Source organism: Blautia aquisgranensis (genome assembly GCF_040096615.1).
GTDB classification, from domain to species: Bacteria; Bacillota; Clostridia; order Lachnospirales; family Lachnospiraceae; genus Blautia_A; species Blautia_A aquisgranensis.
Window position 1 is genome coordinate 1 of sequence record NZ_JBBMEJ010000027.1, and the last position, 9,634, is coordinate 9,634.

General features: G+C 43.0%; 9 protein-coding genes. All 9 read left to right on the forward strand.

Annotated features, from left to right (window positions below; genetic code table 11):
• Positions 1 to 526: 526 nt before the first annotated feature.
• A complete protein-coding gene (locus WMO28_RS15490; protein WP_015525087.1) occupies positions 527 to 835 on the forward strand; it encodes a hypothetical protein in 309 nt (102 codons plus the stop codon).
• A gap of 36 nt (positions 836 to 871) precedes the next feature.
• Complete coding sequence (locus WMO28_RS15495; RefSeq protein ID WP_070102282.1) at positions 872 to 1,531, forward strand: single-stranded DNA-binding protein; 660 nt, start codon at positions 872 to 874, stop codon at positions 1,529 to 1,531.
• A gap of 23 nt (positions 1,532 to 1,554) precedes the next feature.
• Positions 1,555 to 2,175, forward strand: a complete 621-nt coding sequence (locus WMO28_RS15500; RefSeq protein ID WP_349057571.1) for a hypothetical protein — start codon at positions 1,555 to 1,557, stop codon at positions 2,173 to 2,175.
• A gap of 14 nt (positions 2,176 to 2,189) precedes the next feature.
• Positions 2,190 to 4,412 carry an SF1B family DNA helicase RecD2 gene (gene recD2 / locus WMO28_RS15505; RefSeq protein ID WP_179963058.1) on the forward strand — a complete coding sequence of 741 codons (2,223 nt, stop codon included), beginning with the start codon at positions 2,190 to 2,192 and terminating at the stop codon, positions 4,410 to 4,412.
• A 97-nt stretch (positions 4,413 to 4,509) separates the two neighbouring features.
• Positions 4,510 to 6,300: a P-loop NTPase family protein gene (locus tag WMO28_RS15510; protein ID WP_227190716.1), complete on the forward strand. Its 1,791-nt coding sequence runs from the start codon at positions 4,510 to 4,512 to the stop codon at positions 6,298 to 6,300.
• A 19-nt stretch (positions 6,301 to 6,319) separates the two neighbouring features.
• Positions 6,320 to 7,039 (forward strand): hypothetical protein, encoded by a 720-nt coding sequence (locus tag WMO28_RS15515; protein ID WP_349057572.1) that lies wholly within the window; start codon positions 6,320 to 6,322, stop codon positions 7,037 to 7,039.
• 47 nt (positions 7,040 to 7,086) lie between these two features.
• Positions 7,087 to 8,472, forward strand: a complete 1,386-nt coding sequence (locus tag WMO28_RS15520) for a cobaltochelatase CobT-related protein (protein WP_349057573.1) — start codon at positions 7,087 to 7,089, stop codon at positions 8,470 to 8,472.
• A gap of 2 nt (positions 8,473 to 8,474) precedes the next feature.
• Positions 8,475 to 9,155: a hypothetical protein gene (locus WMO28_RS15525; protein ID WP_005422993.1), complete on the forward strand. Its 681-nt coding sequence runs from the start codon at positions 8,475 to 8,477 to the stop codon at positions 9,153 to 9,155.
• The gene (locus tag WMO28_RS15530) at positions 9,145 to 9,615 is read left to right on the forward strand and encodes a hypothetical protein (protein ID WP_005422991.1); all 471 of its coding nucleotides are present in this window, start codon (positions 9,145 to 9,147) and stop codon (positions 9,613 to 9,615) included. Before WMO28_RS15525 ends, WMO28_RS15530 begins: the two co-directional genes overlap by 11 nt.
• Positions 9,616 to 9,634 lie beyond the last annotated feature (19 nt).

Sequence of the window (9,634 nt, forward strand, 5' to 3'; positions counted from 1 at the left end):
TTATATAGCCCAGTGGAAGGAAAAATAGAAATTAAAATCAGATGACAAAAGAATAATTTAATCGAAGAGAGGGAGGAGATACCGCAATTGGATATTTTTACTGTAGAGATAAAAAAAATAACAATAAAATGTTTGGTGGTACATTTAAGATTCGTATAAATAAAAATGGTAAAATTACATTTCCATAAGTAATAAGAGAAGTTGATTAAATCTTTGAAAATCGAAAATACAAAATATAGCAAAAGTGCGATTGACGCCAACAATATCTTGTGTTAATATGATTGTGAGATTTGTATTTGTATCTGTAGACACAGATAAGAAACGCTGGTTCCGGATCTGACCGGGAGTAAAACATTAAGGAGCCAAAAGCCTCCTGCCTTTGTAATAAATAAGGTCATTTAGAATGAAAATTTCTAAATGGCCTTTTTTTGTTGCAAAAATATGGCAGACAACAAGTACAGATCAGCAAATAAGGAAAGGAGGATCATAAAAAACACAAGGAAACTCAGAATGCAAGGAGGGCGTTATGAAACGAAAAAAGATGGAAAAGGAGGTCGTGCACCTTCTTGAATGGATTATCGAATATCCAGGAGTATGGCAGATCGTATGTAATCCAGATGGAAAAGAAACTTCGCCTGAATCTTTTAAGATGGCATATGATATGCTGGTCAAAAAATCTCTGTTTTATCTGATACCGGTATTGTTTGCAACACATCCGGGAGAAGAATCACTGGAGATGGCAAAAAATTTATGTACGGCTGACTCTGCTGCCCGCGAGATCCGAAAAAATGGTATGGGAGCATTAGTCAAATGTATGCGGGAACATCTGGAATGAAACTGGAAAACTTTATAAAGTTATGGGAGGACAATTATGAACAAATCAATCATGATGGGACGAGTAGTAAATGAGCCTGATTTACGCTACACACAGACAGAGAATGGAGAACTTGCCATCGCAAACTTTCGCTTGGCGGTAAACCGGAAATTTGTACGAAGAGGAGATCCGGAAGCAGATTTCTTCAGCTGTACGGCTTTTGGCCGAAAAGCAGAGTTCGCGGAAAAATATCTGTTTAAGGGTATCAAGATTCTGGTAGAAGGTCGTATGCAGAATGACAACTACAAGAATCGGGCTGGTGAAAATGTCTACGGCATGCGGCTTATGATTGAAGAGATTTCTTTTGCAGAAAGTAAGAAAGCTTTAGAATCTGGAAATGACGAGCGGGAAGAACCGGAAAGAGAAACGAGGGCATCTTCTAATCGAAACCGTTCTGACCGTGCAGAAAACCAGCGTTCAGCTTCCAGAAGCACCAGAAGTGAAAGAGCAGCAGAAATGGATGACCGTGACTATGACAGGGAACGTGAAGGTGGAAGATACAGAAGCAATACCAGGACAGATGCATCGGATGACAGACGGAGATCAAATTCTGGCGGGACAAGATCCAGAGGAACTTCGGCAAGAAGCCGGGAGCGTAGTCAGGATATTGATGACCGGTACATGGAAACAGATGATGAAAAACTGGATTTTGACTGAGCAGATCATAGGAGAAAATGCTTATGATGGAGGAAATGAACAAATGGTTGTATGCACATAAAAAGCTGTGCGTGATAACTGGAATTTTTGGTCTGTTAGTATCACCATTTTTATGGCCGGTATTTCTGGCAGTGATCATACAGTCCCTTTCATTAGTCATTCCGGTTGCAGCAGGATTGTTTTTCTATGAAAAATTTATTATGAAAAAGGATAAGGAGGAAACGAATGAGAATGATGATGACAATAAGCAGCAAAAAAACCATGCAGATGCCCGTAAAGTACATGCAGATACTGAAAAGACCGAGGATTTACCGAAAAATCATGAGAAGGGATCGGAAACGGTAAATTTCGATAATCAGGAGAAGCAGGCAAGATGCAGGGCACAGGCTGCCATATGGTACGAAAAGGAAGGCTTTGAGCTGATCCAGGCGATTCGGAAAACTCTGGAATCTGAAAATCGAAACCGTTTTTCAGTAAACAGGGAAGGAATCTGCAGTATTTCCATTGGAAAAAGGAAATATCGAAGGATTGGAATTTTAAAAGGTTATCCTTTTGGACAGACAGAGGTGATCCGGGAAAAACTAAAGAAGGATGGTTTCATCACCAGTATGGGATGCAATAATTATCTCTGGATCTCATGGTAGAGAGGAGCTGGAACATGAGCATTTGCTGTAAAGCCATCCGGCAGATCTATTATAATGCAGGAAGTGGATATACGGTAGCTTCCTACATGACCAATGAAGATTTACCGGAGGAAGTAAAAAAACAAAAGAATGGAAATTATGGAATATTTCAGGCATTTGGCACCGAACTTCCGACAAACGAAGGCCTGGATGTGGAACTGACGGGAGACTGGAAACCCACAAAATATGGAATGCAGTATAGTGTGAGCAATTTTTCAGTAACCATGCCAACCACAAAAGAAGGTATTCGGACTTATTTGTCGTCATCCCTGATCAAAGGGATCGGACCGGCAATGGCAGCCCGCATCGTGGAAACGTTTGGGGAAGACACACTGAATGTTTTTAATGACAGCCCGGAGAAACTCCTTCAGGTAAAAGGAATTACGCAGAAACGCTTAGATGATATTCTGGAAGGATATCAAAAAAGCAGTTCCATTCGGGAACTGATGATGTATTTGTCCCCTTTTGGGGTGACTCCTGCAAAAGTTTCAAAAATACAGGAGAAATTTGGTCCTGCTGCAGTTATGATCGTGAAAGAGGAGCCTTTCCGGCTCTGTGAGGTTCATGGATTTGGATTTCTGACTGTTGACCAGATTGCAGTAAAGGCAAAACATTTCCGTGCAGATGATCCCCTTCGCATTAAGGCTGCTATTTTGCATATTATGTCAGAAGCAGAAGGCGAAGGACATTTGTATTTAAAAAGAGAGGACATTATAGAACGTGTCGAAAAACTTTTAAATCACAACAAAGATGTTTCACCGGTCTCTGAACGGGCAATCCGGGATACAGGCAATGATATGATCCATACAGATGGAAGCCTGGTCTGCCACGATGGAGGGTTTTATACACGCAAAAGCTTCCAGGCCGAACTGGGAGCTGCTGCCGCATTAGTCAGGCTCCATATGCAGACGGGAATGGCTGTAAATGTTGACCGTATTTTAAGAAAGATCCAGAAAGAACAGGATATTATTTTGAATGCGAAACAGCAGGTGGCAGTAAAAAATGTCTTTGAAAACCCGGTATCCATCATTACAGGAGGACCCGGCAGAGGAAAGACTACGGTGATCCGTTTCATCATTGCTGTACAGGAAGCATTGGATAAAAATGCGGTGATCCTTTTATGTGCACCTACAGGCATCGCCAGAAGGCGAATGCGGGAATGTACAGAGTATCCAGCTCTGACGATCCATAAATCCATAGGGCTTACTGGAGAAGCTGGAGAGGAAGAATGGAAGAACGAGCAGCCAATTCCAGATGACCTGATCATAGCAGATGAGTTCAGCATGGTCGATATGTATCTGGCGGATAAACTGTTTTCCAGTATTAAATCCGGTGCCAGACTGGTCCTGGTGGGTGATAAAGATCAGATCGAATCCGTAGGGCCTGGAAAAGTATTTCAGGAGATCATTGATTCCGGCGTATTTCCGGTAACTGTCTTAGATGAATGTTTCCGACAGGAAGGGAATTCCACCATCAGCCAGAATGCCATTAAGATCAATAAGAATCAGCTGGATCTGGTGTTTGATGATACCTTTCAGTTTATTCCGGCTTCCACACCGGAGGAGGCTTCGCGAAAGATACAGAAAATCTATCGGAAAGAAGTACTGCAGAGAAACGGTTCTCTGGAAGAAGTGCAGGTGATGTCACCGCTTCGAAAAGATACGGAAGCAGGTACGGATGCATTGAATCTGGTATTGCGTGACATTGCGAATCCAAAGCGTTTCGGTTATCCGGAAATCACAAATGGCAGGAATACTTACCGGGAAGGTGACCGGGTCATGCAGACAAAAAACAACGATGAAGTAGCAAATGGCGACATTGGAGAAGTCATAGGGATTTTTCGGAAAGATCAAAAAATGGTCATGCGTGTAGATTTTGGGGATGGCCGGGTCATGGAATATCAGGAGGAAGACTATTGGCCGCTGACACTGGCATATGCGATTACGGTACATAAGGCTCAGGGCAGTGAATATCCGATGGCAATCCTTCCAATGCTTCCATGTTTCCGGTGGATGCTTCGCAGAAACATTTTCTATACAGCAGTAACAAGAGCCAGAGAAAGGTTTATAATTGTGGGAAGCAAACGTGCAATCGCACAGGCTATCCGGACGGATTACATCAGCCGGCGAAACACCATGTTTGGGTACCGTATCCGAAAAATATATGAAGCAATCCTGGAACAGGAAAAGAGCGCATAAAGAATGAATGACAGGCAGACGTTGGAAAAATCCAATGCTCTGCCTGTTTCTTTCCTTCGTATGCAGAAAATTACATAATGAAAGAGGAGGGAACAAAATGCCAGATCTTTGTTTTTATGCACCATGGATTATGAAAGAACCCATTCCGGACCCATTTCGGATGATGTTGGAAAAAGCAGGGAAAAAACGGATCAGCTATGATGAAGCGGATTGTTCCATGCGAAATATCAGGAAGCAGGGAAAAGTCTCCCGCCTTCATGGGCCTACGTTACATGCTCTTCTGACACTGATTCAGATCCGGAAAGAAAAAGACTCTGGTGCTGCCGGTATACAAAGGGGCAGGGATGCCATAAATTATTTCTGCATGGAATATCCTGGAAATCAGGGAAAGTATGTAATGACTTATAATTCGAAAAACGGACGTTTCAGTGGGATTTTAAAGACAGAAGAAAAAAACGAGAAGCTTCCGGGAATCCGGGAGGGCAAAAACACAGGCGAGCAGTACCTGGCCCTTTTGGCTTATGCCAATCTGGTCCCGGATAATCCTTTATTTAACGAAGAGTTCCAAAAAAATTTCTACATACTTGAAGAACAGGAAAAAAAGGAATGGGAAGACATGGAAGCTGCACTGAGGGCGGCATTTATCTGTTGCGATGCCATGTACTGCGAAGTAATAGCAAATCCGCAGCAGGCGGTCCCGCTGGAAAAGAGCCAGTTCCGTGCAGAGGAACTGGAGGATGTGCTTCCGGAATATAAAATTGCGGCCGGGGTATATGCACCAAACGATGAAATCTATGGAAAGTTTCATGTGCTTTTGCCTGTAAATGAGAAGACAAAAAGAACACTTTTTGAATTAAAACAGATCTACTCTGGCAGATGGGATGTAAATGAAAGGACAAAAGAAAGGATCCCTTCGCTTCCAGAAGACTATCTGGTAAGTAAGGAAGCTGAAGAAATCCTGCAGATGGTGGATAAGACACCGGCAAGGCTGTTTATGATGACAGGCGATGCCGGTACTGGAAAGACAACGGATGCCAGAATGATCGCCCAGATTTTAGGGCTTCCATATTATGTGTTCACCTGTGGACCCGGAACGGATGAACTGGAACTTTTAGCGACCACCGTACCAAATATGGGAGGAACAGCGCATCTGGAAATGGAATTGCCACGTCTGGAAGACATTGAAATGGATCCGGCTTCAGCTCTTGCAACGGTAAATGGCATTTATGAAGAGGGGATCAGCCGGGAAAAAGCTTTTCAGGAGATCCTGAAAGCAGTTTATGAAAAAGGCTATGAAAAGTCGAAAAATGAAAAAGACTTCCTATTAAAAGAGTCAGAAATCGTAAAGGCATGCAGGGAACCATCTGTGATTGAAATTCAGGAGCCGGCCATGATTGAAAAACCTGGGACACTTACGAGATTAAACTCCCTGTTTGACGATGGAGCTGTAACCGATCTGGTAAATGGAGAACAGATACGGAGAAATCCGGATACGATTGTGATCATGACCACTAATCTGGATTATGTTGGCTGTCAGAACTTCAACCAGTCAGTTCTTTCCCGAATGAACCTGATTCAGCCAAAGGAAGCCCTGACAGAAGAGGAAATGGCAAAAAGGGCAATGAAAAGAACCGGGTTTAAAAACAAAGAACTTCTGTCCTTTATGGCTGCCACGGTCTGCAAGATCCATGAATATTTGATTGAACAGGACATTACGGATGGCGTATGCGGATACCGGGAATTGGAAAACTGGGTGTTAAGTTACATGGTTTCCAATGATCTCAGGAGGTCAGCATGGACAGCACTGCTCAGCAAAGCATCCATGGACAGGGAAGAACAGGGAACTATGGAACGCATCTTTCTTCTTCCTCATTGTGATGTGGATTAAAAACGGATGGAGGAAACGAATGAAAAAGGCTTTATACCGGAAACGGATGTGTGCAGAGAAAGAAAAACTGACACCGGAAAAAGTATTTCATACGCCGCAGTATCGTGATCTTTTGACCTCGATCGGGCATGAAATCACGGGTGGAAAGTTGACTACATTACGGTTATACGATGATAAAAATTCGGGGATTGCAGGATGGAATCAGGGAGAAACAGTTGCCGTAAATCTTGGAAACCAGATTACGTCAAGTTTTCTGACACTGGAATTAAAAAGTGACAGCCTGATCGGGATTCTGGGACATGAATGCGGACATTACCGGTATACGGATTCTGCACTTAGAAAAAGGTATGCCGAGCATATGTTAAATGGTAGCTGGTATCCAAAGGAGCCAGTACCGGAAAATGCACAGGAAAAAGAGGCATTGGATGCGATGAATGTCTACTTTGAAAGAAAAGATAAAGCAATCCTTTCTATCTTTCTGCAGACAGCATCTTATCTCAGCAATCTTTTGAATGATATGTACATAGAAGAGAAGATGTGCGCCCTTTTTCCGGGAAGCATCCGCAGGGGAATCCTTATGAATCGTGACCGAAATGTGGAATGGCTTCCAACACTTAGGGAAATGCTGGAAACGGAGAAAGACAGGTTATCTATTCTTATGAACCTGTGTGCACAGTATGCCTTGTCTTCAAGGGTCAATGCCTGGGATGGGCGGATTACGAGCTTATTGATACACTAAAACTGCTTATGCCGGTCATTGATGAAGCGGGAAAGGCAGCAGATGACATGGAGAGATATCTTGCCACCAACCATATCCTTCTGATGATCTGGAAATATTTTGCGGAAATCATAGATGAAATAGAGAAGAACAGTACAGAAAATGAAGAGCAAAAGCCAGAACAGGAAGAGCGTGAAGGGCAAGAGGAAAACCCGAATGAATCCGAAGAAGAACCGGAGGAAGAAAAGCAGGGTAACACAGGGTCACAGACTGAGCAAAATGAAGATAAGATCAGAAAAGAGGATACGGAACAGGAGTCGGAAACAGAAGACAAAACAGAAAGAAACGGAAAGGATCAGGAAACGGAAGACCCTGAAAACGGGCGCACTGCAGAGCTTCAGAAATTTCTGCAGCAGCTGTGTGAAAATCTTCCGAAATGTGTCAGGGAGTCTGGTGGCTTCGAAGACAAACAGAATGAATGTGGCATCCCTGCCTCAGAAACGGAAGCATCCAGTGATAATGCCTTACAAAAAATCCTTTATGAAATGGCGAAAGAGACGCTTGATGAAAAGATACAGAAAGAAATTTTCGAACATCTTCAAAAGGAATTGATGGAGATACCGTTTGAAGAAGGCCATGACCTGGTACAGAAAAAACTTTGCCGTAAGACCGAGATATCAGATTTTTTAAAATTACTGACAGAAAAGTATGAGGGGCAGCTTGAACAGGTAAAAAAGAGACTTCGCCTGAAACTGCTTCCTATATTGAAAAATCAGAAAGAACGCACGGAACATAAGCTTTTTCTTGGACGTCGGGTAGATCTTCGAAACATAGCTGCACCGTCTGGGGCAGTATTTAAGAAACAACAGCCAGGAAAAAAGCTGGATATCTGTGTGGCTGTGCTGGTCGATAATTCTTTTTCCATGTGTGGGGAACGGATGGATCATGCCATTCTTGCAGCACTTTGCCTGTATGATTTTTGTATGGAATCAGAAATACCGGTTTTGGTGTGCGGACATCATACAGATGGATACCGGCATGAGAACCTGAAAGACGAAACGGTGTATCTGCATTGCTGCGCAGATTTTGAAACGGATGAAAAGGATCGGTTCCGGATCGCTGGTATGCAGCCTTATGGAAGCAACCGGGATGGAACTGCATTGTGGTATGCTGGCAGCCGTCTTTTGGAACGACCGGAAAAGCAGAAACTGCTGTTTGTGATCAGTGATGGTGCACCTAATGCAAACCAGTATGGAGGCACAGGGGCAAAAAGGGACCTTCAGAAGATTCGGAAAAAGCTGCTGCAGCAGGGAGTATTCTTTCAGGCGGCTGCGATCGGAAGCGACAAGGAAGCAATTCAGGAAATTTATGAGGAATCTTTTCTGGATATTACGGATCTTGAACAGCTTCCGGCTCTTCTGACAAAGAAACTGCTGCGTTTTATCAGGAGGTAAGGATGAACAGGAAAAACAGGAAAGAAAAAGAACAGAATACGGATGTATCAAAGCAGATCTGTGTTCATAAGACACAGAATACGTTACTGGAATTTAATAGCTTTTTGCGGATGGCAGAACCAAAGGATTTCTGGCATCTTCACGAAGACTTTGCCAGCGATTATTCCAGGATCCGGGCTGTTATGGTTGACTACAGCAAAGAAGACAGCATCAGCGTTTATGCAAATCTGAGTCCGGAAATCATAAAATACGTGTATTCCCGTATATGGAATAATGTACAGGAATTTAAATTCTTCCAGCAAAAGATCTTTTGCGAGGATAAAAATTCCAACACGGGAAGAGTTACAGTATTTTCCATACAGAGGAAGGTTCGCAACAACAAAGGAGAAGTTTTAAATTATCCGTGGGTTGTCAGGATACAGAATGGCACCGGTATAGCGATGCATAATGCCAATGGCGGGCAGTATTGTAAAAAAGACAGCTACCGGAAAGAAAAAGAGGTTACCATACAGCTGAAAGATGAGGAAATCTTCACACTGTTTGCAAGAACTTCTGCTGTGATCCGGGCATTTGAACAGGACTGCATGACACGCCGCAGACAGGCTGGAAATTTCCAGAACTTGTACAGAATGGTAGAAAAACTCATTGTGGGAACTGAGGAGGAAAAAGATAATGCTGCGTAAAATAATAAAGAAGAACACATTAAAATGGAAAAAAATCTATGCGGAACAGCTTCTTGATATGATGGACGAGGAAGAAAATGCTTTACAGAAGATTTATCTGACAGGGTATGTACTTGAACTGAAAAAGGACCGGTATTTTGCCGGATGGTACAAAGGCCGGATCGTTTGCCGTTCCCTGGAGTATGCACGTTATTTTCCGAGTGCTGAGGCAGCGGAAGAGTATGTACATAAGTATCTGGGATTTGCAGGCATGACCTGTTATATCTGCCATGTAAACTGGACGCTGGCTTCCTGCGAGAGTGAAAATATGGAAGATAACTTGTTAGAGGAAAATGGTAAGATCCTTTCGTTTGCAAATTATGCAGATGTAAAGCAATACCAGAAACAGCGAGGCATGGAACATTCTACAATGGCGATCACTTATGCAAGCCGGAAAAAGAAGATTATCCTGGCAGCATAAGAACAATTTTGGGGGACTG

Coding starts and splice junctions, on each gene's coding strand:
- WMO28_RS15525 (WP_005422993.1), top strand. CDS start 8,475: ATGAACAGGAAAAACAGGAAAGAAAAAGAACAGAATACGGATGTATCA.
- WMO28_RS15530 (WP_005422991.1), top strand. CDS start 9,145: ATGCTGCGTAAAATAATAAAGAAGAACACATTAAAATGGAAAAAAATC.
- WMO28_RS15490 (WP_015525087.1), top strand. CDS start 527: ATGAAACGAAAAAAGATGGAAAAGGAGGTCGTGCACCTTCTTGAATGG.
- WMO28_RS15500 (WP_349057571.1), top strand. CDS start 1,555: ATGATGGAGGAAATGAACAAATGGTTGTATGCACATAAAAAGCTGTGC.
- WMO28_RS15520 (WP_349057573.1), top strand. CDS start 7,087: ATGGAGAGATATCTTGCCACCAACCATATCCTTCTGATGATCTGGAAA.
- recD2 (WP_179963058.1), top strand. CDS start 2,190: ATGAGCATTTGCTGTAAAGCCATCCGGCAGATCTATTATAATGCAGGA.
- WMO28_RS15515 (WP_349057572.1), top strand. CDS start 6,320: ATGAAAAAGGCTTTATACCGGAAACGGATGTGTGCAGAGAAAGAAAAA.
- WMO28_RS15495 (WP_070102282.1), top strand. CDS start 872: ATGAACAAATCAATCATGATGGGACGAGTAGTAAATGAGCCTGATTTA.
- WMO28_RS15510 (WP_227190716.1), top strand. CDS start 4,510: ATGCCAGATCTTTGTTTTTATGCACCATGGATTATGAAAGAACCCATT.